This is a genomic window from Tardiphaga sp. P9-11 (assembly GCF_008329525.1).
Taxonomy (GTDB): domain Bacteria; phylum Pseudomonadota; class Alphaproteobacteria; order Rhizobiales; family Xanthobacteraceae; genus Tardiphaga.
This window is the reverse complement of the sequence record NZ_NPKQ01000008.1, coordinates 53,844-79,804: the sequence shown is the minus strand read 5'-3', so window position 1 is coordinate 79,804 and position 25,961 is coordinate 53,844. Positions and strand designations below refer to the sequence as shown.

Below are 25,961 nucleotides of genomic sequence, written 5' to 3'. Positions count from 1 at the left end.
ACCACCGGCGACGATCGCTTCAGCCTTGCAGACGGCCGCCTGATAGAAACATCGACTTCAACCCGGACACCAGTTGCAACGGCATAAGAGCCACTCCCGCCCGCACGATCAGGGGGACCTGACCGGTTTCGAAAAAGCCTCGCAGATAAGTCTTGATCGATTTCAATCGACGGTCGGTGTGAAGATAAATCCAGCCGAGGTCCTTGCTGTGATGATAGATCGCGCGATTGACGACCTGAAGGGCTTCGCCATCTTGTACCAACCCCTTTTTCTCGCTGACCGCGAGCCGTAGCAGGGAGGTCTTGTCCTGCTCTTGATACTTCGCAAGGGTCGAGTCCGCCAGAACCCTCATCACTGCGAGCTTGCGGTTGACGTAGCCGAAGCCATATCGCTTTGCGATCCTGAGATAGAGCTCCCAATCCTCCCCCGACCGCCATGCTTCATCATACCCGCCGATTTCGTCCAGCACCCTGCGACGCACCAGCAATGCCGTTGGCTTGATCGGCACTTCCTCCAGTAGGCATAGATACATTTCCCTGCTGCTGAACAGAAACACATCCGAACCGTCACCCCGCGATGCAAGGAGCTTCGGAAATGCCCGCATGCTGCCGACGATCGACGATATCTGCGTTCCGCGATGAACTTCGACGTCGCTGAATGCAGCAGCCACTTCGTCATACTGCTGGAGAACGGCAACGAGCCTGGCGAGCAGATCCGGCGACCACATGTCGTCCGAATCCAGATGCGCGATAAACTCACCCTGCGCGGCTTTGATACCAGTATTGCCGGCAGCGCTCACGCCGAGATTTCCGTCGTGCCGGATATATCGGATCTTCTCACTCCTAAATCGCTCCACGACATCCGCGGTATCGTCGGACGAGCCATCGTCAACCACGATGATCTCGAAATCATCGAGAGTCTGGCGCAAGGCACTCTGTATGGCCTCGCCAATAATATATCCGCGATTGTAGGTTCGAATAATGATGGAAACTTTCATCGGCCGGTCCCGTGCGCCTATTTGAATGCCGCTCGCGTCGTCGCAGTGCCTCATATGACTTTCAAAGCCCCGTCTGGCGTTCATCGTGCCGTCGGAGCGCGCATGCCACGCGCGCCGGTCCAGCCCCGGCCGCTCTTAAGCAATCCCACCGCCGCTGCTTCGCGCTGAGCATTCGATACCCGCGCGGCCCTTCCGCGAACGACCGCAGCTTCTGCGAGGTGCGCCCGTACTCCCGCAAGGGCAGCAATGAGGATCCAGCAGATGCCCCAGAAGTGAACGATGAACCCCAGTACGACGGTCATTGCAACGACGATCCCGAGGGCCGTCGACAATCTCCCCTCCTCACGCGTCAGGTAAGGCGACCTGTCCACCGAACCCAGCATGCATGCGCCCACAATCGTCGCAAGTACTAGAAGGCTTCCGGGAATGCCGTAGGACATGGCGAAAGCGAGCCAGAATGCATCGACGCTCCCGCTCACCAGCGCACCATGAGATTGCCAATCCCAATCGCCATTGATGCCGATGCCGAAAAGCGGCGAGCCAAGCACCACAGTCGTTCCCACATCCCAGATCGCCTGGCGATACCAGGCGGATTCCGGACTGACGCCGACGAGACGCACGAGCGTTGCGATCGGGCTACCCGAGAAAGTAAACACAGTCGCGAGCAACGCGGTTGCGGACAGGCCTGCCAGTTTCCATCGTGACGTAAAGCGCGGCGTGATACTGTAGTAGCCGGCCAGCAACGCACCGATTCCAAAGGCAAGCAGCGGGCTCTTTGCCTGCGAAAACAAGATTGCGACGAGCGCAATGATCGCCATGGCCCATCCGAAAAATTTGTTCCTGAAGGTGACTAGGGCCGCAATTCCAAACCAAGCACAGACAGCGCCGAAGAGAATCGAGTGCTCCAGTGGCCCCATGGCCCGAATGGAGCCATCCCTGAACAATGTCTCCGCCTGCAGCACCAGCGCGCTTTCATAGGCGGGCTTCGAATAGCCCGTAATTCCCTTGATGAAATCATAGGTGGCCAGCCGCCCGGTCAACGGATCGAGCATCGCAACCGCGATGACGACGAGGACGACCTTGCATGCGAAATACATGAGCCGAACGGAACTGTTCACCGGTCCGAGCGTGTATCGGAATACGAGATAGGTACCGCTGAATGTGATGGCGTCCATGCCGGCGCCCTTCAGTCCCGTGAAACCGTCAGTGAAGGTCGCTGCGATCATCATCCAGGCGCCGGTGATCAGGGCCAGGGAATCTGACGGCACGTTGACCGAGCTTCGCCCGTTCCCGCGCTGCGACAGCGCCATAATCGCGAAGACGAAGATCAACACCCGGGCAACAGACAGCCGGAAATCGCCGATGAAGAATGACAGTCCTTCCGGCAGGAAAATGGCACAGATCAATAGTTTCAGCTGAGGCTCGTTGTCCTGCTTCGCACCCGCTGCCGGAAAACCCACGCCACGACCGCGCGCTTGCCTGGCCACAGACGACGCGTCGATTCGAGTTCGCAAGATCCGGCCGCTCAATGTCAGCCCCCTCGACGATCGGAGCTTTGCACATACGGGCGAGCGCGGGCCCGGCCGGCGCCCGGCTCCCCGCGCACGTCTTTGCGCACGACCCGCTTCATTTGGCCGCCTCCAATGAACCGGAAGGGAAGTCACGGCGTAGGTGACTGGTGACGCCATGCGGGATCAAGGCATATGCAAGCGCCTTGTAATAATGGGGATCCGTCGGATGCAGACATGCGCATCGCCAGCCGACCTTCAGCGCAGACCAGCGACGGTTTGACCGTCGGAGATCCAACACGCTCTTCATGAAATGGGCGGCGATATTGTTATCCAGCATACAGTTACGCGATTTCCGATCGCTCGTCTTACCCAGCGGTTCGTCATGCAGACCGCGGCGCTCGCACGCCCGACGGAACGCGTCGATTTCCAGCTGCTTGCGCCAGAGCGGCGCACGGCGCGTCAGCGAATTCGGGAGAATGCGGTAGCTGTAGAGGCATTCACCCAGCACTATCATCGGGAACCGCTCGCCGATTCTCAGGATATAATCGTATGTCTCGGCAACCGGCAAAGACGTGTCGAAGCGCATGTCGCCCACCAGCGAGACCCGAAACATTCCCGTGGGGTCATGCGCAGGCATTCGAAACGCATTAATATAGGCGCGGCAATCTTCCTCGGTTTTTGGAGAAAATAGCGGGGCTATCGATTTGCCGTTGATGATGAGCTCGTTACCGCAAAACGCAGCAGCCAGATGCGGCTTGCTCAGCAGCGCAAGGACCTGTCGCTCGATCCGCTTCGGATGACTGATGTCGTCCGCATCCTGGATCGCGTAAAATTCCCCCCGTATCGTTTCGAGCGCTCGATTGACGGCCACGGGCTTCGTCGCATTTGCCTGGTGCGTGACGCGAATACGCTCGTCGTGCAACAGGTCTTGAACCGTTTCGAAGCAGCCATCCGTGCTGCCGTCATCAATAATGACGATGTCGAGATTTCGATATGTCTGATTGATGATGCTGAGCAACGACGGGCGCAGATATTCGCCCGCGTTGTAAACCGACATCACGATGGAGACGAGAGGACCTCCACCTGCCTGAACGCTTCCGAGCGGATGCACATTCGCCGTCATCACAGATTCCCGCAGAAAGACGGATCGAAGCCGATCGGCCATGCCTGGTGCCGAGCAGCCCCCTGCCCGCTGCGAAGGATTCCCCGCGAGCGCATGCAGGCCATGCCGCCCGCGCGCCGAATTGCGTCTTGCTTCATCTCAGTTGAGTACCGCATCTGTCCGTCTCGCACGCGATCCGCTTTCTCACCAGGCCCGGCCTTCGCGAAGCTTCCTGCACGGGCAGGCTCGCTCAACGCTCATCGGGCGTCGTTCATGCATCACCCGCACGCGCCTGAGCCTCGATCTGCGGTCCGGTCGCCCGACGAGCGGCACGATGAAATGCCGGCGCCTTAATATAATTCGAATTTATATTGGTGGACGCATTATATTAAATCAAGACTTTAATTCGACCCGACTCAATACAACAGACAGCTGCAAACGGCCAATCCCCTGAATTGATTGGACGATTGCCGCAACAAAGGGCTCGACATTTAATTAAACTCCATTTAAGTTTTATTGTCCCTAGCGTCAATTTATATGCACGAAATAATAATATGAACAAAGCGTCGTACCTGTTCGATCCGCGCAGCGCATTTTAAGCGGGAGTGCGCTCAGTGCGGGACTCGTCCTGATAGGAACAAGACCAATGCGATGCCCCATCGTTCTTGCTTGCGACGGCCGATATGCCATGCCACTGGCGACAACGCTCCGGTCCGCCGTGGAGGCGGGCGACGGCGTCACCCCATTCGAGTTCCATATCCTCGTGGACGGGGTATCTCAGGAACTCCGGCAAAGGGTTACCGATTCCCTTCCGAAAGACTCCGCATCAATCCAGTGGATCGAGGTGAACCTGGACAAGTTCCGGGATTTTTCAACCCTCGGCTATATTTCCAAACTCACCTATGCGCGGTTCCTGATCCCGCAGATCTTTCCGACTACCGTCTCGCGGGTACTATATTTGGATTGCGACATACTCGTGCTCGATGACCTCGAGAAGTTGTGCGCGACCGACCTCGACGGACATGCCCTAGGCGCGGTCCATGACGGACTGGATGATCAAATCAAGCGGAACGCGGTCCAACTGAACGTCCCGCATGTGCGGGACTACTTCAATGCCGGCGTATTGCTTATCGACCTCGACCAATGGCGAAAGAAGCAAATCGTCGAGGCGGCTCTGGATTATTTGAAGCGCGCTCCAAACACTCATTTCGCCGACCAGGACGCATTGAATTATGCGTGCGACGGCCTGTGGAAGCAGGTCGATGCGAGATGGAACTATCAGGCCCATAGTGCGACGCTGAGTATCTCGGAGCTGCCGGCCGACCGCCGGCCCCGGATCATCCATTTCACTACCTGGAGGAAACCGTGGCTATATTCGGCGCCGAATGCGAATGCGGCGCTGTTCGATTCATTCCGCAGCCGCACGCGTTTCGCGCGCACCGGCATGAAGAGAATGGAAGACACCTTGCGCGCCAGTTGGTCTCGCGTAAGGATCTATCAGGAAGCGATCCGCCGATAGCCATCGGTGCGGCACTTCATCGTCGCGAAGCAGCCGACGATGAGGGCTACGGCGCGAGCCCACGAGCCTCATCGGCTTCTACCGGATGATCGACAACGCCCACTGGCGCCCGTCTTTTCCCGGCGGTTTCAGCAGACGCCAAAGCGGCGGCAGATAGCGCAGCCGTCGATCCATTGCCATGGCCTCGCGGATAAGGGAGATGCCGGTCCGAAGCCGGCCCCGTCGCAACAGTCTGATGCCGCGATCAAACACCCGGTCGGCCAGAGCAGAACGCGCAACGCATCTAAGGTCGCCCGAGGTACCGAGGCGGTGTTCGTGCTCATCGAAGAAGGTCGTAAACGCGAGCTGGCACTGCCGGTAGTCGGAAATCATTTCGGCCAGATAGGTATTTGACATCGCGGTCGGGTGCTTTCGATAGATCGCTTGAACGGCGTCGATATAGGCCACGGAGCCGCGCGCGGCGAAACGCAGCCACATCTCCATATCTCCGGCGTGCGGCAGCGACAGGCGATATCCGCCCACCTCCTTTTGAACGCTCGTGCGTGAAATCGCAGTCGGCGTCGAAACGAAATTGACCGACGTCGAGCACATTTCCTTCAGGAGGTCCTGGCGGTTCCAGCTGCAATCTTGCGCCTCCTCGACCTGCGGGATCGGGAGGTGGTCGTGCCAGCTCAGGGATCGTCCATGGGTCAGCACAACGTCTGGATTCTCCTCCATGATCGTGACGGCGCGCGCGAGCGCACCGGTGACCAGAAGGTCATCTGCGGACAGTAGGAGGAAATATTCGGAGGATGCCCAATCGATCCCCTCGTTATATGTTCTGATATGTCCCTTGTTGGTCGGATGCGCGATCACAGTCACGCGGCTATCCGCCGCCAGTTCCCTCGCGACCGAGAGCGAATCATCGGACGACGTGTCATCGATGATCAACACGCGGACCTCGACACCCGACTGATCGAGAACGCTGTTTACGCACGCTTTGAGGAAGCGGCCGTAATTGTAGCATGGGATAACGACATCAACTGTGGTCATCGGTCGGGTTCCGTGAAATTGCCTCAAACTCTCCGGCACCGTCCAACTCGAGAGGTGGCGGCGACGATATTTTCCTAGACGCGCAGCTGTCGCCGCAGCACATCCGCCACGCGCAACTGATCATCCTCTGTCAACTGCACATAGATCGGAAGCAGGATCGCGTGATCCTGCGCGAGTTCGGACCGGCGCAGGCTGTGCCGGCGCTCTCCGCTGGCATAGGGCGCCTCGCGGTGCGAGCACATGATGCCGCGGCGGGTCGCTATACCCTCGTCGAGCATGCCCTGCATCACCGCCTTCTGGTTCACCCGCTCGGGCAGGCGAACGCAATAGCTCTGCCAGTTAGAACGCGCCCATTCCGGCTCGAATGGCAGGACCAGCTCCTCGATATCGCCCAGCAGCTGCCCGTAGCGGTCTGCAACAGCACGTCGCCGAGCGACGATCTCGGGCAGGCGGAGCAGCTGCTTGCGGCCGATGGCGGCCTGGATATCGGTCATCCGGTAATTGAAGCCGACGCAATCATAGCTCTCGAAGATCACCTGCGCCGAACTGTGCCTGACAGTATCCGGCACGTTCATGCCGTGCTGGCGCCACAGGCGCAGCTTGCGATCAATCTCGGGGTCCGACGTGGTGAGCATTCCGCCTTCGCCGGTGGTGACCACCTTGCGCGGATGGAAGGAGAAGCAGGCGACCGCGCCGCGCGGCTTGCCCACATGTTCCCAGACGCCGGCCATATTGATCTGGCTGCCGATCGCGCAGGCTGCGTCCTCGATGACCGGAATTCCATGCTTCATTGCGACCGCGAGCAGCCCCGTTAGATCGCAGGGCATGCCCATCTGGTGCACTGTCAGAATCGCCCGCGTGCGATTCGTGATCGCTTCGGCAACGCAATTCGGATCGAGATTGTAAGTTGCTTGTTCAATGTCGACAAAGATCGGCGTCGCCCCGCAATAGCGGATGCTGTTGGCGGTGGCGATGAAAGAGTGGCTCGAGGTGATGACCTCGTCGCCCGGTCCGACGCCTACGGCGAGCAGCGCCAGGTGCAGCGCGGTGGTACAGTTGGAAACGGCGCAAGCATACCCTGCCCCCGTCATCGCCGCGAACTCGCGTTCGAAAGCGCCGACCTGCGCGCCTTGTGATAACCAACCGGACAACACGGCTTCGCGTGCCGCGTCGGCCTCTACCGCATCTAGGAACGGCTTCGCGATCGGGATCATTGACGGAGCAACAAGAGGCGTGACACGACGCCGACCCATGGTCCTGTCATCGGCATCCGAGAACGGCATCGCATCACTCATGGTCGGCTCTTTCGCTGGGTATATCCGCGCCCCGCGTGCTGACACGCAGCGCGATTGACGTTCACAAATTAAATGATCAGATATTTAATCCGACGTCTACGCTATTCGGCATTGCCATTTTCAGCAGAATTATAGCTGATCCTGTCAGCAACGGCTCGCCCGCTGCCGATGAAGCCGCGGATGGTGGAGATAAGGTGCGGCGATGCCGGCGATGTGAGCCGCTCGGTCTCGTTCAGCGCCTGCAGCCGGTCCAGCCTCTCAATCAGATCCTCCTCGGTGTAAGCAACCGTGATGGAGCCTTGGTCCGCGAAGCGCTTCGCCGTCGCCAGCTGGTGGTCGTTGCGATGCTCGCCAAGGCTGGCACGGCGCGGCATCACGATGATCCGCTTACCGAGCTCGAGCGCGGTGATGATGGAGCCCATGCCGGCATGGGAGATCACGAGGCTCGCCGCCTCGACGCGCTCGCGGAATTCGGTAGCGTCGATGAACCGCTCTGTGCGGATATACTCGGAGCGATAATCCGATGGACCCGTCTGCGCGAAGACGTCAGTCCTGCCATTGGCGCCCGCCCACCCGTCGATCGTGCGGATCAAGCGGTCAAAATGTCCTTGTGTTCCAACCGTTGCAAAAATCATAGTACGGCTCCCGTGTAATGCGGTCCATTGGGGCGCGCCAAGTGGGGCCACTGGGTCAACCAGAGATCGGCGCTGCGACCGATGCGGTCGCCTGACATTGAAAGCTTTTCGGCATTGGCGATGCTGTCGAGCCAGATGGTACGTGCGCCCAGCAGTCGGCCGAACCGTAACGCGAGATATCCGGGCGCCGCCCCCGTCGAGATGACGACATCGGGCCTGACCGTCCAGACTATCCAGGCCAGTCGGCGCGCAGCCCTGAGCAGATCGAGCTTGGTTCGAATATTCGCATCGTTCACCAGATAGAATTGATTGTCGGGCACCTGCGCCCGATACGATTCATGCACCGTGACGAATGTCACGTCGCAGTCGTCGAATGCGTGCTTGATGCGCATCATCTGGACCCAGTGGCCGCCGCCCGACGAGACGGCGAGCACCTTCGGACGAACGCCACGCAACGGCACGCTGATCTCCGGCACCGAATTTCCGTCAGACATCGGGTCTCGAAGCATCGATCGGCCTCCTCAACGGCTGCACGCTGTGCAATCCCCGCCTGCGGGTTGGACCGGGCATAAAAACGCCCGCCGCAGCCGATTTAATTTAATGAAATAAACATTAAATACCTTACATTTAAAATCAAGATCTTTTTTTATTTAATGCAACATTCAAATCGTAGAATTTTCATCGCAACCGAGGTCCGGCGACCTTCCGCGCGTTGATGCGCAATGCGTAGGCGCCGTAATGGAGATGCGAAGCGTCAGTTGGCGCGAACGCCGACGGATCGCGCGATGCGAGCAGCGCACCCACCGATTTATTTGCAGGAGTCGGCCGATAGCGCGACGCGAGAGGACTCATCGCGTTGCCACAGATGCGCGCCGCTTTGCACGTGCCTGATCGCCCTGCGCCGTGCGAACAGGTTGACGCAGCAATAGATCATCAGCCCCGGCCACAGGAGCGGCTCCCTGAACAGCGCAAGGAGCACACGGCCATTCGACTCGCCGCTATTTGTCAGCAGTTCCGGAAACAGCCGGGCGAGTTCGAGTGTCCCCCGATGAACACGCGTTCTGACTGCAATCAACTGCGGCAAGCCGCGCGGCGGAAAGATCGTGGACCGCGCGTCCGGTAGCGTAACCCGCTCCCCGGGCGTGAATTGAAGACGCACATAAGTGTCGTCCGCCGTGACGGCTGGAAATTCGCCGAAGCGACTGCGCCCCTGCTCCGACACCGCGTAGACGCCTGAGCCGCCGACTCCCTCGCGCGCTGACGGCAGCCGGGAGCGAATTTCATAATATCTACGAACAAGCCAGGAACAACCGGAGAGATCGATATCTGCCGTCGGCGCCGCCGCCAACACGTCACCTCGATCAAGGCGCCCGGCCAGGGTCCGCATTGTGTCGATGCTCATCACAACATCGGCGTCGACATAGATCCGCGGAAAGCCGCGGGCCGCCCGGTCGCCCAGATTGAGCGCGTCGGTCTTGCTGGCTACGTCCGTTTCGAGGACCTTGACTGCCGCGCCGAACTGCCGTGCCACCTCGGCCGTGTCATCCGTGCACCCGTTGCAGACGACGACGACATCGAACTCGCCGGAGTCAGCAGCGTCGATCCATTGGCGCAGCGTCCGCCCGATGACCGAGCTCTCGTTGTGGGCGGGGACGACGATTGATATCATGGCTCGCCGCGTTCGGGTGCTTCAAGATGGGCAGGCATGGGCCGCGCCCAATGTCCGATCCCGCGCTGGAAGCGCGCGGGGCTTCAATGGAATCGGCGACGCCCGGATTACGACGCGGCCGCCACCTTCTCGCCGGCAGCGGCGATCGCTTCGCGTTCCACCCGCCACCAGTCCACGAGTTCGGCAAGACCCTTCTCGAGCCCGATGGTCGAACGGAAGCCGAGCAGCCGTTCCGCTTTTTCCGTCGACGCGAGGCGGCGCGGCACGGGATTGATGGAGCGCTCGGGCGCGAATTCCGGCTTCATACCGGGATGGCCCATGACGGAGGCCAGCGTCGAGGCGAGCTGTGCGAGGCTGGTCTCGGTGCCGCTCGCGACATTGAAGACCTCATCCGTGGCCTTCGACCTCGCGGCCAAGATGTTCGCGCGGGCGACATCTCTGGCATGAACAAAATCCATCGTCTGCTTGCCGTCGCCGAAGATGATCGGCGGTAGCCCGGCATCGAGCCGCTCCATCCAGCGGATCAGCACTTCAGTGTAGCGGCCGTGGATATCCATGCGGTCTCCGTAGACATTGAAGTAGCGGAACGCGACATAGTCGAGCCCGTACATGTCGTTGAAAGAGCGCAGCAACCCTTCATTGAACGCCTTGGCGGCGCCGTAGAGGGTACGGTTTCCGTAGGAGTTCTGCTTTTCCGTGGTCGGAAACTCATCAGCCATGCCGTAGACCGAGGCGGTGGACGCGGCAATGACCTTCTCTACATCGTGCTTCACGCAGAGTTCGAGCAGGTCAAACGTCGAGTCGACCATGACCTCCTTTGCAAGACGCGGCTCGGCAGCGCAATGGGTGATGCGCAGCGCAGCCTGGTGGAATACGATGTCGGCAGCCTTGACCAGCGCGGCCATCAGTTTCCCGTCGCGGATGTCGCCCTGCACCATGCGCACAGGCCCGCGGTCGAACGCCTGCCGGAGGTTTTCCGGCCGGCCGCGGATCATATTGTCGAGCGCAACGATCTCGACGCAGCCCTCGTCGCACAGCAGGTCGACGATGTGCGAGCCGATGAAGCCGGCCCCGCCGGTGACCAGAATGCGTTTACCCTTCAGATCAGCCAAGACACTCTCCTGTTGTTGGCGACGCCGAAAGCCGGCGCACCGATGAGCCGTTCCGCACCGACGAGACCTAGGCTGCCTCGACGAGCTGGACCTTCTCGAGTTGCGAGACGACCTCGGCCACCTGCTCCGGCTGCAGCTCCGCATAGATCGGCACAGAGAGGAAATGGTTGGCCAAGCGTTCGGTAACGGGGAAGTCGCCGCTGCGATAGCCGAGGCCTGCATAGGCCCTCTGCAAGTGGACCGGCACAGGATAGTGGATGCCGACGCCGATGCCGGCTTCCTGCAATGCGCTCAGCGCCTCGTCCCGCCGCGGCAGGCACAGCGCATAGACGTGATAGACGTGGCGGCTGTGGCTCGGCGGCTGCGGCCGGGTGATGGCGAACTTCGCAAACCGACGATCATAGTCGGCTGCCGCCGCTCGGCGACCTTCGGTCCAGGCTTCGATATAGTTCATCTTGACGTTCAGCACCGCACCCTGGACGCCGTCCATGCGATAGTTGTAGCCGGCGACCACGTGATTGTATTTCGTCTCCTGGCCCCAGTCGCGCAGCAGCGCCACCTTCCGCGCCAGCTCCGGCTTGTTGGTGACGACCGCGCCACCTTCGCCATAGGCGCCAAGATTCTTGCCCGGATAGAAGCTGAAGCAGCCGAAGTCGCCGATCGAACCGGCGCGGCGCCCCTTGTACTCGGCGCCATGAGCCTGCGCCGCATCCTCGATCACCACAAGGTTATGGCGGCGGGCGATCTCCATTATTGGATCCATGTCCGCCATCAGTCCATGCAGATGGACCGGCAGGATTGCCTTGGTGCGCGGCGTGATCGCCGCCTCGATCAAAGTCGGATCCATCGTCCAGGTGACGGGACTGACATCGACGAAGACCGGCTTGGCGCCGCTATACAGCACGGCGGCGGTAGTCGCGACAAACGTCATCGACACGGTAATGACTTCATCGCCCGCGCCCACCCCGGCCGCGAGCAGCGCCAGATGCAGCGCCGAAGTGCCGCTATTTACCGCTAGGCAATGGCCGACGCTGCAATATTCGGCGAATCGCCTCTCGAAGGCCGTCACCTCCGGCCCGAGCACATACTGAGTGCTCTCGATCGCGCGGAGCACCGCACTGTCGACTTCCGGCTTGATCTGGCGATATTGAGCTTTCAAATCTAGAAATGGTACCAATGTCATAACCCCTGCACAGTGGCGCCGGTGCGGCCGCCCGATTAATATTATTAAATTATAAAATAAAAATTAAATCAATATATATCTGGCAGGAAAATAATACACGGCCGATATTTAATTGGCCCGGCTGCAGGGCAACGCCACTTCACGCGGTGCGACGCACGCCGGCGATCACGGCTTCGGCCTTGGACGGCGGCAGGATGCGCGCCGGCACGCCCGCGACGACAGCCCCGGCCGGCACATCCTTCGTCACCACGGCGCCGGCGCCGACGATCGCTCCCGCTCCGATATTGATGCCACACAGGATGGTTGCATTGGACCCGATCGATGCGCCCTTGCCGACGCGCGTCGGCTCCACCGTCCAGTCGGCGGGTCCCTGCGGCTGGCCGTCCGCCGTGGTCGCGCGCGGATACTTATCATTGGTGAACATCACACCATGGCCGATGAACACTTCGTCCTCGACGGTGACGCCTTCGCAGATGAAGCTGTGCGACGATACCTTGCACCGGGCGCCGATATGCGCTCCGCCCTGGACTTCCACGAAAGTGCCGAGCTTCGTCTCGTCGCCGACTGAGCAACCGTAGAGATTGACAAGGTCCGGATGGAAAATCCGCACGTCGCGACCGAGCTTCACGTCTTTTGCGATAGGCATTCTGGCTCTCCGGTTTACACGCGCTCAATTGAGCATCTCAAAGTAACGGCCGCCGAAACCGCGGCCTCACGATATCTACGACGCCGGAAAGCGCGTGATACAGGTGATTGAGCATGGGATGCCGCGTCAGTACGAGCCCCAGCCACCAGCAAAGCGCGACGCAGGACGATCCGGCGACGAGACCGACAATGGGCTTTACCGCGCCGACCTCGATCAGCACCGCACAACAGGCCGCGCCGAGAGCAGTCGAGACGGTTACGATGGCGCTCTTCTGGAGCGCATCGATAATCTGACCTCCGTCGATACCAAGTCGCTTCCGTATGAAGTAGATCGTGACAACGGCCTGAAACGGCAGCGTCAGCAGAGCCGCCGCCGCGACCGCATGGACGTTGAAGAATGCAGCGGCGAACAGCAGGCACAGCGATGGCGGAAGGGAAATCAGCGACGAGACGAGCGCATCGCGCACGTGGCCCGCTGCGACGAGCACCGGGTAGCTGAGGCACGCCGCAAACATCGCGAGATTTGCGGCACAGAGAATACGCACCAGTGGAACAATCTCCAGCCAATTCGCCCCAAGCCAGATCTCGATTATGGGATGCGCCATGATCGCAATGAACGTCAGGCACGGCCACTGCGTCACTGAGAGGAGCTGTATCGCCTCGAGATAGACTCGTTTGAGATCGGCCCCCGATTTGCGTTGGGCGGCGACGGCCGGCATGATGACAGGGGACAGGACCTGGATCACGAGGCGATCGAAGATCTGGGTCAGGCTGATGGCGCGGCTGTAAAGGCCGACCGCCGCGAAGTCGAGAAGTTTTGCCAGAAACAGCTGCGGGGCAAGGTTGTAGAAGACGTTGATAAGGCTGACGCCGCTTGAATAGACACCGAATCCGACGATGTCCCGATAGTCCGCCAATGACGGGCGAAACAGCCCGAAGTCGCGGTGCCAGGCCAGCAAAATCACCGTCAGCGTTACGCAATTCGCTAACCCGCCCCAGATCGGCGCCATATAGCTGAAATTCAGCATAGCAAGCAGGATCGAGACGATCGCTCCCGCGACATTGGCGACGAGATTGCAGATCGCAAGCTTGCCGAACGTCAGATCGCGACGGAACAAAGCTGCGATCGTCCCCGAGAAGGGCACGAACAGGAAGCTCAGGGCCGCCACGGACAGGCCGTTCGCAAGACTGTCCTGCCCCATAAACCGGGAGAGCACGCCGGACAGGACGAAGAACAGCGCCCCGATCATGATCGAGATTGCAAAAATGATGGTGAACGCCGTGCGGATGTGCCTTCGCGACAGCTCTTGCTTTTGAATGAGATAGTTCGCCCCGCCGAATTCCTGAAACGAAACCGACACCACGGTGGTCAGGGCATTGACCACCGCGAAAGTTCCGAATTCGGCCGGCGTCAGTAGCCGCGATATGATCGCGGTCGTGACTACGAACAACGAGACGCTTGCGTATCGTTCAACGGCGGAGAAGACGATCGACCGCTGTACAGCACTCATGTTCTTGCCACCCGACCGCTCGGCAATCAGCAACTCCCCACTGCAGACACCACCTCGAGAGCGACCTTCTGCGAACCTGGGGCCGTGAGCGGCTGCGTCAGCCAGACCGGCCTGCCGTGATCGGCTATCGAGCGCGACGCCGCCTCGAGCACTTCGATAACGCGCAAGCCGGAAAAGCCATCGGAGACGGGCGCTGCCCCGGTGCGCACGCATTCGATGAAATGCCCGATTTCCGTTTGGAGGGCTTCCTTGGTGGAGATGTTGGGCGCCCACATATCGCCGGCCCGATAGCCAATCCTGAACTGGTGCGCATTCTCGGGCGACGCATTCAGGGTAATGCCCTTGTCGTAGAGCTTGATCTTTTCAGTCGGCTCGAGATCGTTATACACGATCATCTTCTTGTTACCGCCGATGAAAGTCTGACGCACCTTGACCGGCGAAAGCCAGTTGACGCTGATATGGGCGACGCATTTGCTCTCAAAGAACAGCGTAATGTGCGCCATGTTCTCCGGCGATCCGGCCACATGGCACGATCCTGTCGCCGAGACCGCAACCGGGTTCTCGTTCAGAATATACTGGATGATCGAGATATCGTGAACCGCCAGATCCCAGATCACGTTGACGTCGCTCTGAAACAGACCAAGGCTCGATCGCGTGCTGTCGTAGTAATAGACATCACCGAGTTCGCCCGCAGTGATCAGTTCGCGAATCTTCTGCACCGCCGGCGTGTAAAGGAAGGTGTGATCGACCATCAGCGTCAGACCTCGCCGATCAGCCTCGTCGATGAGATGACGGACTTCATCCGCGCTTGACGCGAGCGGCTTCTCCACCAAAACGTGCTTACCCGCTTTGAGCGCGGCAAGCGCTAGCTCGTAATGCGTTCGCACCGGCGTGGCGATCGCGATCGCATCGATCTGGGGATCCTCAAGCAAGTCCTCGTAACGGTCCGTAACCGTCACCCCAGGATAGAGATGCCTGCTCGCCAGAAGCTTTGCCGGATCGCGATCGGCAATGCTGACGAGGTGAGCGGACGGGTTGCTAACGAAGTTGCGCACAAGGTTCGGCCCCCAGTAGCCGTATCCAACGACGCCTATACCGACGCGACTGTGTGTCATGCGATTAGCAGCCCCTCTATTTAATATAACACATCATTATATATTCGCCGTTTAATAGCAATAGATATTTAATTATTTAATTCAGATTATTCCGGCGAGTTATGGTTGGGCCAACCGCCTTTTACCCGCCGTACTCCAAGGGAGATAAGTGCCACAGATTTGCTTAAGCGGTGCTGATGCGCTGGACTCGCGGGGCACCCAGGAAAGACAAACGCGCTGGTAAGGCCGGAAGTACGCCTTCAGCGCAGGGCGCGGCTGAAGACCAGGTTCTGCGTCAGTTGCGGAAGATCGCTTCGCTCGCCGAACGACCACAGGATCCACCCGAGCTCGTAGCTCCGACACTCCGCCCTGAGCGCCAGTTTGGCAGGCGATATTAACTGCGCCTTGCGGTCAAGATAGGCATTGGCGACCGCGCGAAACATGCCCCGACTCCTCGCATGCATCTCACTCTGCCGTACCTGCGAGCGATAGCTCATCTGCAACGGCGGTAACAACATCGATCGTTTAAGTTGGTTCTCACCAAGTATCCAAGTGAAACCTCTGACCAATGCGTCACGCGCGCCTTCCACATTGTGACGCTCGGCGATTTCAAGCAGCGCCGGCGCCATTCCATATTGATGAACGGAGTACACCTCGTAGAAGTCCACCACTTCTCCCCGTTCGGCGTCGAAGAGCCAAGGCCATTCGCCCTGACGTCCCTGCAGCGCGATCAATCGACGTACGCATGCATTTGCCAACTCAATCGCCTCGGCATCGCCATCAAATTCACCGTAGCTGTAGCACGCGAATGCGAGAACCGTCTGCGCCGCAAATGACGCAAATCGCCGCCGATAGCCTGTTGCCGTGTCGCAGAAGAGGCCGGACTCCGTTGTGTAGGATTCATTCAGGAAGTTGAACAACGGAGCAGCGTGATGGACCAGCTCGGTTCTCCCTTCCGCCGCTTGCGCGACGATCCCAGTAAGCAGCATCCCCAGGTCCTGTGCCCGGAAATCAGTCCATTGACTCCGATCCTCAAGCAGTTGTCGGATGATCTTCGACGCACCGAACGGCATATCGAGTTTCAATCTGGCAGCTACCCACAACGCGAGGCCAAACGCATATTTCGCCGCCGGTACGCGCGTTAACTGGTCTACGTTGGCCCAAAACACTTCCGGGACGTCCACATATTGTGGAACGGCGCGAATACGTGACATTCCGAGCAGCACATTCAGCGAATTGAAGGCGTCACTGTGAGGAACGGACTCGTTTGGAGCCTCCCGTCCATCGAGATGATAGATATGCGACCATCGTCCTAGATCCGGAAGCCAGCACCTTTGCAACCCGCCCAGCGCATAATTAATCAGTGGCGAATTCGCGGTGGTTTGGCCTGTTGCAATCCGCTTGGCGCCCGACACGTCCTGACTACCCGCGTTGCTCATAAAATCTCCCGTTCAATATTCACGGATGCTCTCATCCAGACCGCGGAGAAGCGGATAAAGGAAATAAGACATCACACGACGCTGCCCGACCTTCAGCTCGGCGGTGACGGCCATGCCGGAGATGAGCTGGACCTGCCCCGACGGGGTTCGCAGCTTGCTGTCGGTGACGTCCACCAGAACGCGGTAATAGGGAGCGGGATTGCGCCGCGCCGCGTCGGTCTTCGCGTCCGGGCTGAACGCGTCCTCGCTTACGACGCGCACCACGCCCGTTGCAGTTCCATATTTCTGGAAAGGAAATGCCTCGAACTTCAGACGAACTGGCTGTCCGATAGCAATCTGGCCGATATCGCGACCCTCGACATTGACTTCCACCTGCAGCGGCACGTGTCGCGGCACAAGGACAAACAACGTCTCCGCCTCTTTCACCACCGACCCGACAGTGCGGTTCGCGAGCTCCAGTACGACAGCGTCAGCCGGCGCCGACAGAACGATGAGCTGCCTGCGCAGCTCCGCCTTCTTCACGTCTTCTGCCGCACCGCTACGCTTGGCCAGCGTCTCGACCAGTTCCTGATACGTTGCGCGCCTGAATTCCTCGATGAAAACCTGTCGATCTGCGCTGGCCTTCTCGATCTTGTGTGCGGTGTCGACCTGGTTACCCCGTGACTTGGATAGGTTGCTTTCGACCTCGAGACGCGCATCCCTCGAGAGCAGGAAGTTCAATCTGGATCCGACTTCCTTGTCCATCAAGGTAGTGCGCATCGACTCGATGGACTTCATCGTTTCGAGGCGCTGGGCCAGCACCGTCTCGTCGTCCTGGCCGGTCTTCAGATTCGCACGAGCGCTGGCGATTTGCGCGTCGAAAGTCGTCAACTGAGCGCTGTAGAACGAATTGCGTTGTATGAACAGTTTACCCTGCAAGATCGCATCAGCGTTATTCGGGTCGGGCAACACGTAGTCGCGCCCTTCGAGTTCGGCCGTGAGGCGTTCAATCGTCGCATCGAATGCCGCGACTTTCACGCGCAGCTGATCCAGGTCGGCCTGGGAAAATGTCGGGTCGAGCGTCGCCAGCGGATCTCCCTTCTTGACCACGTCGCCAGCGCGAACGTGCATCTGCCGAATGACGGACGTCTCGAGCGGCTGGAGGACAAGATTCGGGTAGGTCGTTGTGAGCTTGCCCTGCGCCGAGACGATCGTCTCGACGTGAGACAGAGAAGCCCACAGGATGGAGGCGAGTATCAATGCGACCACGCAGTAGAGTGTCAACCGAGCGACGCTTGGCGGCGCGCTCTCTTCGATCTCCACTGCGTCGGACTGGAATTCACGGACGATCTCCGGTTGGCGCGTCCTCGCGGTACCGGAACCGAGCCGCTTGCGCCGTTCGGAACTGACCGAACCATCTCCTCTCGTAGGAGGCGGGCTCGCGCGCTCATTGACGTTCATTGTCAGGCCGCTTTCATCTGCTGGTTCCACAAATGCCGATAGATGCTGCACTTCGCGATGAGTTTGTCGTGACGGTCGAAATCGACGACCCGGCCGCCCTCGATCACAAGGATGGAGTCCGCATCCGCGAGCATCGACAGCCTGTGCGAGACAATGATGACCGTCCGTCCGGCAGCGATACAACGCAGATTGCGGCGAATGATCGTTTCGCTCTCCGAGTCGAGGGCACTGGTCGCTTCATCGAGAATAAGGACGCGCGGATTGACGATCAGCGCGCGCGCGATGGCCAGCCGTTGTTTCTGCCCGCCGGACAGATTGGACGCGCCCTCTTCGAGCAGGGTGTCATAGCCTCGCGGCATTCGCTGGATGAACTCGTCCGCGCCGGCGAGCCGTGCCGCCTCAACGACTTCGGCGAAGGTCGCATCGCGTTTGACGCGCGCGATATTCTCCCGAATGGTGCCGCGAAACAGAAAACTGTCCTGCAAGACAACACCAAGATTCTTGCGGAGGTGGACAAGATCGACTTCGCGCAAATCATAGCCATCGATCCGTACCAATCCCTGCTGCACAGGGTACAGACCCGACATCAGACGCGTCAGGGTGGTTTTGCCGGAGCCACTGCGTCCGACGATTCCGAGGACCTGACCCGGCGCGATGGTGAAAGACACGTCATCGAGGGCTGCGGCCCCTTCGCTACCATACCGGAAGGAGACGCCTTCAAACTCGATGCTGCCCTTGATGTCCGGTCGCAGGCCGGTGCGCAGCGCTTCGCGCTCCGGGGCCTGGTTCATGACTTCACCAAGCATGCGAACCGCAAGTGCTACCTCCTGATACTCGTGCACCATGGTCACCATCTGCACCAGCGGCCCCGACACGCGACCGGCGAGCATATTGAAAGCGACCAGTGCGCCAATGGTCAGTTCCCCGCTGAAGACATCCAGGGCGCCGAGGCCGATGATGCCGAGTGTCATCAGCTTTTCGAGGAATCCCGTCACGGACTGTGCCCCGGCGGAAATCTTCTCCACATGGAATCGCATGGATACGGACTGGGCACAGCTGTCGTCCCAGACCTTGCGCTGCAGCGGCTCCATGGCCAGTGACTTGACCGTCCGCATGCCATGGACAGTCTCAACCAACAACGCCTGTCGCGTGCCTTCGGCCTGATATAGGCTGAAAAGGCGACGCCGGAACGGCCCCATCAAAAGCACGACGATCGTGCCGCTGAGCACGGTGAACGCCAGGACCAGCCCTGTCAGCTTGAGGCTGTACATCGCCAACACAGGAATGAAGACGATCAGCGAGAGCGCATCCAGCAGTGTGAGGAACAGCCGTCCGGTCAGGAATTCCCGGATACGGCCGGCCTGCTGCATATGTTTTACCAATACGCCTGCCGAGATGTGCTCGAAGAACGTCACCGGCAAACCCAGCAGATGACCGAATGTCTTGGTGGCCACGCGGATATCGACCTTGTTGGTCGCATACAGCATGAGATATCGGCGCAGGAAGCTGAAGATCGCATCGAATACGAGTGCGGCGACGGCTCCGGCCGCAAGCACATAAAGGGTCGTGAAGCTCTCATGCACCAGCACCTTGTCGATGACAAGCTGGAAGAATATGGGAACTACAAGGCCGAGCCCGTAGAGCAGAATGGCCGCGACAGCGACATCGACAAAGAGGCGCCGCTCGCGCAAAAGCTCGGGGACGAACCAGCGGAATCCGAAGGTCTTCTCAGACGCTGCCCCCCTCTGATCCTGCTTGATCAGCAGAACATCACCATGCCAGTTAGCGCAAAACTGTTCCTCGTTTACGAGCAACGGCTCGTCCCACCGATCCGCGAGCGGATCGATGACGCTGACGCGCGGGTCCTCGCTGCCGCCACTGGCGCTGGCAACTACCACCCAATTGCCGTTCGCGAGCTGAACCATCGCGGGAAATGCCTCCCCGAGGTTTACCAGAGCCCGCCAATCGACCTTCGCCGCCTTGGCTCTCAGGCCGGCGTGTTTGGCCATTCGCAGGATGGCGGGCACCGCGAGCTCGGTGCCATCAACCGCATGAGCGTGGCGCAACTGTTCGACAGAGAGATCCACGCCATGCCGCGCCGCAACGAATGCCAGGCAGTGCAATGCGGTCTGGACTTCGACACGAAACTCGACGACCGGCTCGCCTTCGATCTCCCGAGGAAGCGGCTGAACTTCGTCGTTACCGGAAATTTGATGAAGCATTTGGATTCCGTGGCGCGTTCGAGACTGATGCGGTCATATCGGCGTTGCCTGGGCTCGACATCGACAGATCCGGTGGCGATCGCGGATTGTTGCGCTTAACGACACCTGCATCGACCAGCCCCTGGAGCGCGTTCTGCATAACTTCTACAGAGTTGGCGAATGCCTCGATTGAAAAGATCAATCGCTGGCGAAAGACTTTCTTGGGTGCATTGTTCGCGTCGCGCTCGGTTGGCGAAAGACTGACGATATCGACGCGAACAATCGCCCCACCAACCGTTATTTCGTCAATTCCGTCAGTATAGATTTCGGCATGCATCGCAGTTCTCCCTAGCCCGTGAGATTCGCCCTGAACAAGGCATCGACGCCGTAGCCGGTGGCGTTAAAACTATCGGTCGGAAACAGGCTCGACGAGCCATAGGCAAAGAGGCCGTTGCCACTGCCCGGTGCACTCGCAGGCGCAATTAGCAGGCCGTTGTCATGCGAGCTGGCAAAGAAGCCTGGATCTGCAGAGTAATTGCCGCCGGTGTGATACGAAGCGACATAGGTCACGCCCGCGGTCAAAGAGACCGGGGTAGCAAACAGCACCTGTTGCCAGCCCTCAGTCGTTTCATTGGTAAACGTTGCCGTTGCAAGAAGGTCGCCCGTCGCGTTCCACAGACTCCCGACGTGAGGACCGATGTTGTCGACGCCCTTGAAGAAGCGCAATCCGACCACATCCCCATTCACCGTGCTCTGGAATTTAAAACCGAGCTCGACGGAATTTGTGTCGTTCGCTTTCACGATGGTCGGTGTCGCCCCCACGTCGAAGACCGTGGCCGGCTGCGTCCCGGCCACCCAGAGCTTCACATCCGCCGTGGCGGAGACGCCGAGGCTGCTGGTGACCGTGTAAGAAAATCCGGCGGGGCCGGAATAGCCAGATGCGGGGGTGAACGTCACAGCCTGCGTAGGCGCGTCGTACGAGACCGCTCCGTTGACTGCGCTTCCGGTCTCGGTGATGGATAGCGGAAGACCATCCGGATTCCGATCATTCGCAAGAAGCAACGACGAAGCAATGGATGTCGAGCGCCCGCCGCCGACCGCCATGATGCCGTCGTCGATCGCTTCCGGTGCCGCCGGCGGCCTGCTGTAAACGACATCGACCCAGTAATTACTGGCATTGTAACTGTTGGTGGGAAACGCGCTCGATGAGCCGTATGCATAGGCACTGCCGATCGCGGTCAGGTCTCCACTCGTCACCGGATTTGCGAAATAGCCGGGATCGGCGGAGTACAGCCCGTCGGTGTGATACGAAGCGACATAGCTGACGCCGGCGCGAATTGCGACTGGGTTGGAAAACGCGACCTGTTGCCATCCGCTGCCGGTCTCGCCACTGAACGTGGCTGTCGCGAGCAACGTGCCGGAGGCACCCCACAGGCTCGCCGTATGAACGCCGACATTGTCCGCCCCCTTGTAGAAGCGGAGACCTGTAATCACCCCATCCGACGCGCTGACAAATCTGACGCCGAGTTCGACCGGATTGGGATCGTTCACCCGGTCCAACGCCGGTTGCGCGCCGGCGTCGAAGAGCGACTCATCAGGCACCACAAATAGCGTAACGGTCGCCTCGGCGCTGCGCCCCTCGTCATCCTTGACGGTGTAGGAGAAGCTCGCATTGCCGCGATATCCAGTGAGTGCGATGAATGTGATCTCTTGACTGGACGCGTCGTAAGTGACGGTCCCGTGCCGGGCCGCAAGAACCGTATCAATCGAGAGATGCAGGCCAGGCGACGCCTTGTCGTTCGCCAGCAAGGCAGTTGCCTGGATCGAACTCTTGCCGTTCAGAACCAGATAGCCTTCGTCATTTCCAGCGACAGGTGGGACGGTTATTGACGAGGCGTCAGGAGGAGCCGCGGACACTTTTGCCGGTGCGCCGCTCACGGCTTGTGGCGACGCACGCTCCGCCGGTGCCCTCCCGAACGATCCAACCGTATCGAAAGCTGCGACGCGTTCATCCTTGAAGCCAATGGCCCCCAGCCGCGCAGGCACTGTGAGTTGATCGAAGTGGTCCGCCGTCGATTTCTCGATAGCAGTCTCCCCGCTATGCCAAACGTCGGGCGGCGTGCCCGATCCAACCCAGCGTCGGTGTGCATCAGGACCCCGGGCTCTCTCCCCGTCCTTATTCGGGGCGCTGCCCGTCACCGAAGGCTCGTCGGCTGCCGGGTCCTGCGCAGGATCATCGCCCTTGCGGGCAATGTCAGCATGCACCCGGCCATCTAGACGATCGCTCGCCGCGCCACCATCGGGGGCGCGCGAAGGCGCCGCCGCTACAGGTGACGAAACCAACGAGGCGGCTAGGACCGTCATCAGACCGAACGTCAGTGGGTCCATATCGACCGCCGCGACATTCCTCGATTGCACCTCAACGGCGCGCCCGAATGCGCGGGCCTCGGCCGAAATCGTCACACGCACGACGACGGTCTCGCCATCGAGTCCGATGGTGCGCAATTCGAGCATGGAGACCGCGTGCGCGGCATGCGTGAACGGCATAAATTGCAGCGCAGCCAGATCCTTGGCGTAAATGATATCCCCGATATCAAGATAGTCTTGCCACGCTGCAACCCACACCCGGCCACCGCTGGGCAGCAAGGTCACCTCAAGCGTTTGCTCAGGCACCATGCCGACGACCGCGCAGTCGAGCCGCAGCAGGACCGCACTTGCACCCCGCGGCACGTCGACCGTTACCGAACGGACGACAAACTCTGCGCGAGCCGAATATTTAATTTCATATCCACTCGCGGCGCGCGCCAAACAACCCTCCGGCGCGTGACGAATGCCATGCCCAACAAACTCCGAAAGCTCAACTGCCTCGCCGTATACCTCTGAGTTATATAGACAATTTCCACCGTCGCCATGTGGAATCGTGGTTTCCCGCAGTGAAATCGCTGTCCGTTTCGGCATGGGAAAAGCTTTGCAAGCTGTAGAAAAAAAACAAACTCCGAGTTGAATAAATAATCAAATATTAATTCTGAGGTCAATCGAATAAATAAAATTAAATAGGAGTGCTTAATGGCGCCGCTGGTAGTCCTGGCGTAGCAAAACGCCACTCACGGTTAGCGGTGTTTACGGGAAGCGTCAGGATTGTGCCGCGCTCTATCCGGGCTGCAGGATTGAGCTAGTTCTTTGCGCGTCCGACGCTCTCATAAGTGAAGCCGGCCTTTTCCATCTCCTCAGGCCGGTAAATGTTGCGCAGGTCGACGATGACCGGCTGCTTCATCTTCGCCTTCACCTGCGCGAGGTCGAGCGCGCGGAACTGCTCCCATTCGGTCACGATCACGAGCGCGTCGGCGCCGGTGGCGCAGGCATAGGCATCGTCGCAATAGGTGATATCCGGAAGTTCGTGCCTCGCCTGTTCCATGCCGACGGGATCGTAGGCCTGCACGGTCGCGCCGAGATCCTGCAACGCGGTGATCAGCGGGATCGACGGCGCCTCGCGCATGTCGTCGGTGTTCGGTTTAAATGTCAGCCCGAGCACGCCGACGGTCTTGCCGCGCAGATTGCCGCCGAGCGCGGCCGACACCTTGCGGGCCATCGCGCGCTTGCGGTTGTCGTTGACGGTGAGGACCGCCTCGACGATCCGAAGCGGCGCGTCGTAGTCCTGTCCGGTCTTCACCAGCGCGCGGGTGTCCTTCGGAAAGCACGAGCCGCCGAAGCCGGGACCCGCATGCAGGAACTTCGCGCCGATGCGGTTGTCGAGACCGATGCCGCGCGCGACGTCCTGGACATCCGCGCCGGTCCGCTCGGCCAGATCGGCGATTTCATTGATGAAGGTGATCTTGGTCGCAAGAAACGCGTTGGCGGCGTATTTGATCAGCTCGGCGGTACGCCGGCCCGTATACATGATCGGCGCCTGATTGAGATAAAGCGGGCGATAGATCTCGGAGATCACCGTGCGTGCGCGCTCGTCGTCGGTGCCGACGACAATGCGGTCGGGATGCTTGAAGTCGCGGATCGCCGCGCCCTCGCGCAGGAACTCCGGATTGGATGCCACGGCCACGTCGGCGTCCGGATTGGTTTCCCTGATGATGCGTTCCACATCGTCGCCGGTGCCGACAGGCACGGTCGACTTGGTGATGACGACGGTGAAATCGCGCAGGTTGGCGGCGATCTCGCGCGCGGCGGCGTGCACGTAGCTGAGATCGGCGTGGCCGTCCCCGCGGCGGGACGGGGTGCCGACCGCAATGAACACGGCATCCGCCGTCTTCACCGCTTCACTGAGGTCGAGACTGAAGCCGAGCCGGCCGCTTTTCACATTGCCGGCCACCAGTGCGTCGAGGCCAGGCTCGAAGATCGGGATTTCGCCACGGAGCAGAGCGTCAATCTTGGTGTCGTCCTTGTCCACGCAGATCACGTGGTGGCCGAAATCGGCGAAGCAGGCGCCGGACACAAGGCCGACGTAACCGGTGCCGATCATGGCGATATGCATGGAAAGAGCCTGTTGTGAGAGGTAGCAAGGAGTAAATTGCTCGACATGAAAGACGATCAGATCCCCATAATCACTTTTGATCTATGTCGGCTCGCCGAGGCGGTGAAATCGCCCGTTGACAGCCGAGCGGTGAATAATGGCGAGCTAGAAAGTCCATTTCCTGAGTGGAAGCGCATCACACCGGATCGACGGTATGGGCGAGATCGCGCAGATAGGCTCCATAACCACTCTTCTCCAGACCTTGCGCCAATTCCAGCAGATGATTGCGCCGGATAAAGCCTTGCCGGAAAGCGATTTCCTCAAGACAGGCCACCTTCATACCCTGCCGTGTCTCGAGCGTCTGAACAAAACTGCCCGCTTCGATCAGCGACTGAAACGTGCCCGTATCCAGCCAAGCAAAGCCTCGCCCCATGCGCTCGACCTGAAGAGCACCAGCCGAAAGGTAGCGCATCTGCAGATCCGTGATCTCAAGCTCACCACGCGCGGATGGCTTGACGTCAGCAGCGTAGCGGACGACATCATTGTCGAAGAAATACAGGCCCGTGACCGCCCAGTTGGATTTTGGCACGACAGGTTTCTCTTCAACCGTTACCGGTCGATCGTTCGTGTCAAAGGTGACCACGCCATATCGCTCGGGGTCCCGTACATGATAGGCGAAGACTGTGGCTCCGCGCTCGCGGCCCGCCGCGCGCGCCAACAGTTCTGGCAAGCCATGGCCGAAGAAAATGTTGTCGCCCAGAACAAGAGCTACCCTGTCCGATCCGATGAAGTCTCGACCGATGATAAAGGCTTCCGCGAGGCCAGAGGGTTTCGGCTGCTCCGCATAGCTAAGCCGAATACCCCACTGGCCGCCATCGCCTAATAGTCGCTCGAATTGACTGCGGTCGGCAGGAGTTGTGATGATGAGGATGTCCTTGATCCCCGCCAGCATCAGCGTCGACAGCGGATAATAAATCATCGGTTTGTCGTAGATCGGCAGAAGCTGCTTGCTCACACCAAGCGTGATCGGGTAGAGGCGCGTTCCGCTGCCGCCGGCCAGCACAATACCCTTCAGCATGTTCAACTCTCCGTTCCTTTGAGTCAGGCGTCAGTC

The 25,961-nt window shown here is 59.8% G+C and carries 21 protein-coding genes; 1 reads left to right on the top strand and 20 read right to left on the bottom strand.

The features are described from left to right. Nucleotides 1-19: 19 nt before the first annotated feature. Genes CIW50_RS22420 through CIW50_RS22410 form a run of 3 tightly spaced genes read right to left on the bottom strand, consistent with a single transcriptional unit; the run spans nt 20 to nt 3,631 of the window. Complete coding sequence (locus tag CIW50_RS22420; RefSeq protein ID WP_149533394.1) at nt 20-1,081, bottom strand: glycosyltransferase family 2 protein; 1,062 nt, start codon at nt 1,079-1,081, stop codon at nt 20-22. After that, on the bottom strand, nt 1,078-2,685 hold the full coding sequence (locus tag CIW50_RS22415; protein ID WP_149533393.1) for an O-antigen ligase family protein: 1,608 nt from the start codon (nt 2,683-2,685) through the stop codon (nt 1,078-1,080). Before CIW50_RS22415 ends, CIW50_RS22420 begins: the two co-directional genes overlap by 4 nt. Beyond that, entirely contained in the window at nt 2,624-3,631 is a 1,008-nt protein-coding gene (locus CIW50_RS22410) for a glycosyltransferase family 2 protein (RefSeq protein ID WP_172980427.1), read from the bottom strand. Before CIW50_RS22410 ends, CIW50_RS22415 begins: the two co-directional genes overlap by 62 nt. A gap of 625 nt (nt 3,632-4,256) precedes the next feature. Here CIW50_RS22410 and CIW50_RS22405 point away from each other — a divergent pair. Beyond that, nucleotides 4,257-5,129: a glycosyltransferase family 8 protein gene (locus CIW50_RS22405; protein WP_149533391.1), complete on the top strand. Its 873-nt coding sequence runs from the start codon at nt 4,257-4,259 to the stop codon at nt 5,127-5,129. Between the two features lie 78 nt (nt 5,130-5,207). On the opposite strand, the gene CIW50_RS22400 is transcribed toward CIW50_RS22405, so the two are convergent. The 17 genes from CIW50_RS22400 to rfbA form a co-directional block, all read right to left on the bottom strand. Then, nucleotides 5,208-6,161, bottom strand: coding sequence for a glycosyltransferase (locus CIW50_RS22400; RefSeq protein WP_149533390.1), 954 nt, complete (start codon nt 6,159-6,161; stop codon nt 5,208-5,210). Between the two features lie 74 nt (nt 6,162-6,235). Then, nucleotides 6,236-7,375 (bottom strand): DegT/DnrJ/EryC1/StrS family aminotransferase, encoded by a 1,140-nt coding sequence (locus CIW50_RS22395; RefSeq protein WP_149533518.1) that lies wholly within the window; start codon nt 7,373-7,375, stop codon nt 6,236-6,238. A gap of 182 nt (nt 7,376-7,557) precedes the next feature. After that, nucleotides 7,558-8,049 (bottom strand): glycosyltransferase, encoded by a 492-nt coding sequence (locus CIW50_RS22390; protein ID WP_246664409.1) that lies wholly within the window; start codon nt 8,047-8,049, stop codon nt 7,558-7,560. A 38-nt stretch (nt 8,050-8,087) separates the two neighbouring features. Next, the gene (locus CIW50_RS22385) at nt 8,088-8,585 is read right to left on the bottom strand and encodes a UDP-N-acetylglucosamine--LPS N-acetylglucosamine transferase (protein ID WP_246664408.1); all 498 of its coding nucleotides are present in this window, start codon (nt 8,583-8,585) and stop codon (nt 8,088-8,090) included. Nucleotides 8,586-8,899: 314 nt separating this feature from the next. Further along, the gene (locus CIW50_RS22380) at nt 8,900-9,760 is read right to left on the bottom strand and encodes a glycosyltransferase family 2 protein (RefSeq protein WP_149533388.1); all 861 of its coding nucleotides are present in this window, start codon (nt 9,758-9,760) and stop codon (nt 8,900-8,902) included. Nucleotides 9,761-9,867: 107 nt separating this feature from the next. Continuing rightward, on the bottom strand, nt 9,868-10,863 hold the full coding sequence (locus CIW50_RS22375; RefSeq protein ID WP_197738393.1) for an NAD-dependent epimerase/dehydratase family protein: 996 nt from the start codon (nt 10,861-10,863) through the stop codon (nt 9,868-9,870). A 76-nt stretch (nt 10,864-10,939) separates the two neighbouring features. Then, on the bottom strand, nt 10,940-12,049 hold the full coding sequence (locus tag CIW50_RS22370; protein WP_149533516.1) for a DegT/DnrJ/EryC1/StrS family aminotransferase: 1,110 nt from the start codon (nt 12,047-12,049) through the stop codon (nt 10,940-10,942). A gap of 145 nt (nt 12,050-12,194) precedes the next feature. Next, nucleotides 12,195-12,701: an acyltransferase gene (locus CIW50_RS22365; RefSeq protein WP_149533386.1), complete on the bottom strand. Its 507-nt coding sequence runs from the start codon at nt 12,699-12,701 to the stop codon at nt 12,195-12,197. A gap of 37 nt (nt 12,702-12,738) precedes the next feature. Continuing rightward, entirely contained in the window at nt 12,739-14,211 is a 1,473-nt protein-coding gene (locus tag CIW50_RS22360) for an oligosaccharide flippase family protein (protein ID WP_149533385.1), read from the bottom strand. Nucleotides 14,212-14,237: 26 nt separating this feature from the next. Next, a complete protein-coding gene (locus CIW50_RS22355) occupies nt 14,238-15,326 on the bottom strand; it encodes a Gfo/Idh/MocA family protein (RefSeq protein WP_149533384.1) in 1,089 nt (362 codons plus the stop codon). A gap of 239 nt (nt 15,327-15,565) precedes the next feature. Next, complete coding sequence (locus CIW50_RS22350; RefSeq protein ID WP_246664407.1) at nt 15,566-16,744, bottom strand: hypothetical protein; 1,179 nt, start codon at nt 16,742-16,744, stop codon at nt 15,566-15,568. 12 nt (nt 16,745-16,756) lie between these two features. After that, nucleotides 16,757-18,184 (bottom strand): HlyD family type I secretion periplasmic adaptor subunit, encoded by a 1,428-nt coding sequence (locus CIW50_RS22345; protein ID WP_246664406.1) that lies wholly within the window; start codon nt 18,182-18,184, stop codon nt 16,757-16,759. Between the two features lie 2 nt (nt 18,185-18,186). Further along, nucleotides 18,187-20,406, bottom strand: coding sequence for a peptidase domain-containing ABC transporter (locus tag CIW50_RS22340; protein WP_149533383.1), 2,220 nt, complete (start codon nt 20,404-20,406; stop codon nt 18,187-18,189). After that, nucleotides 20,384-20,722 carry a hypothetical protein gene (locus CIW50_RS22335; protein ID WP_149533382.1) on the bottom strand — a complete coding sequence of 113 codons (339 nt, stop codon included), beginning with the start codon at nt 20,720-20,722 and terminating at the stop codon, nt 20,384-20,386. The genes CIW50_RS22340 and CIW50_RS22335 overlap by 23 nt, the downstream gene beginning before the upstream one ends. Before the next feature lie 11 nt (nt 20,723-20,733). Further along, a complete protein-coding gene (locus CIW50_RS22330) occupies nt 20,734-23,193 on the bottom strand; it encodes a DUF4082 domain-containing protein (protein WP_172980425.1) in 2,460 nt (819 codons plus the stop codon). Between the two features lie 364 nt (nt 23,194-23,557). Then, nucleotides 23,558-24,868 (bottom strand): UDP-glucose dehydrogenase family protein, encoded by a 1,311-nt coding sequence (locus CIW50_RS22325; RefSeq protein ID WP_149533380.1) that lies wholly within the window; start codon nt 24,866-24,868, stop codon nt 23,558-23,560. Between the two features lie 175 nt (nt 24,869-25,043). Next, on the bottom strand, nt 25,044-25,925 hold the full coding sequence (rfbA, locus tag CIW50_RS22320; protein ID WP_149533379.1) for a glucose-1-phosphate thymidylyltransferase RfbA: 882 nt from the start codon (nt 25,923-25,925) through the stop codon (nt 25,044-25,046). Nucleotides 25,926-25,961 lie beyond the last annotated feature (36 nt).

Bases quoted from the DNA above. Each gene is read 5' to 3' on its own strand.
- CIW50_RS22395 (WP_149533518.1), bottom strand. From the start codon at position 7,375: ATGATCCCGATCGCGAAGCCGTTCCTAGATGCGGTAGAGGCCGACGCG.
- CIW50_RS22415 (WP_149533393.1), bottom strand. From the start codon at position 2,685: ATGGCGTCACCAGTCACCTACGCCGTGACTTCCCTTCCGGTTCATTGG.
- rfbA (WP_149533379.1), bottom strand. From the start codon at position 25,925: ATGCTGAAGGGTATTGTGCTGGCCGGCGGCAGCGGAACGCGCCTCTAC.
- CIW50_RS22380 (WP_149533388.1), bottom strand. From the start codon at position 9,760: ATGATATCAATCGTCGTCCCCGCCCACAACGAGAGCTCGGTCATCGGG.
- CIW50_RS22325 (WP_149533380.1), bottom strand. From the start codon at position 24,868: ATGCATATCGCCATGATCGGCACCGGTTACGTCGGCCTTGTGTCCGGC.
- CIW50_RS22400 (WP_149533390.1), bottom strand. From the start codon at position 6,161: ATGACCACAGTTGATGTCGTTATCCCATGCTACAATTACGGCCGCTTC.
- CIW50_RS22360 (WP_149533385.1), bottom strand. From the start codon at position 14,211: ATGAGTGCTGTACAGCGGTCGATCGTCTTCTCCGCCGTTGAACGATAC.
- CIW50_RS22385 (WP_246664408.1), bottom strand. From the start codon at position 8,585: ATGTCTGACGGAAATTCGGTGCCGGAGATCAGCGTGCCGTTGCGTGGC.
- CIW50_RS22335 (WP_149533382.1), bottom strand. From the start codon at position 20,722: ATGCATGCCGAAATCTATACTGACGGAATTGACGAAATAACGGTTGGT.
- CIW50_RS22350 (WP_246664407.1), bottom strand. From the start codon at position 16,744: ATGAGCAACGCGGGTAGTCAGGACGTGTCGGGCGCCAAGCGGATTGCA.
- CIW50_RS22365 (WP_149533386.1), bottom strand. From the start codon at position 12,701: ATGCCTATCGCAAAAGACGTGAAGCTCGGTCGCGACGTGCGGATTTTC.
- CIW50_RS22405 (WP_149533391.1), top strand. From the start codon at position 4,257: ATGCGATGCCCCATCGTTCTTGCTTGCGACGGCCGATATGCCATGCCA.
- CIW50_RS22410 (WP_172980427.1), bottom strand. From the start codon at position 3,631: ATGACGGCGAATGTGCATCCGCTCGGAAGCGTTCAGGCAGGTGGAGGT.
- CIW50_RS22340 (WP_149533383.1), bottom strand. From the start codon at position 20,406: ATGCTTCATCAAATTTCCGGTAACGACGAAGTTCAGCCGCTTCCTCGG.
- CIW50_RS22345 (WP_246664406.1), bottom strand. From the start codon at position 18,184: ATGAACGTCAATGAGCGCGCGAGCCCGCCTCCTACGAGAGGAGATGGT.
- CIW50_RS22355 (WP_149533384.1), bottom strand. From the start codon at position 15,326: ATGACACACAGTCGCGTCGGTATAGGCGTCGTTGGATACGGCTACTGG.
- CIW50_RS22420 (WP_149533394.1), bottom strand. From the start codon at position 1,081: ATGAACGCCAGACGGGGCTTTGAAAGTCATATGAGGCACTGCGACGAC.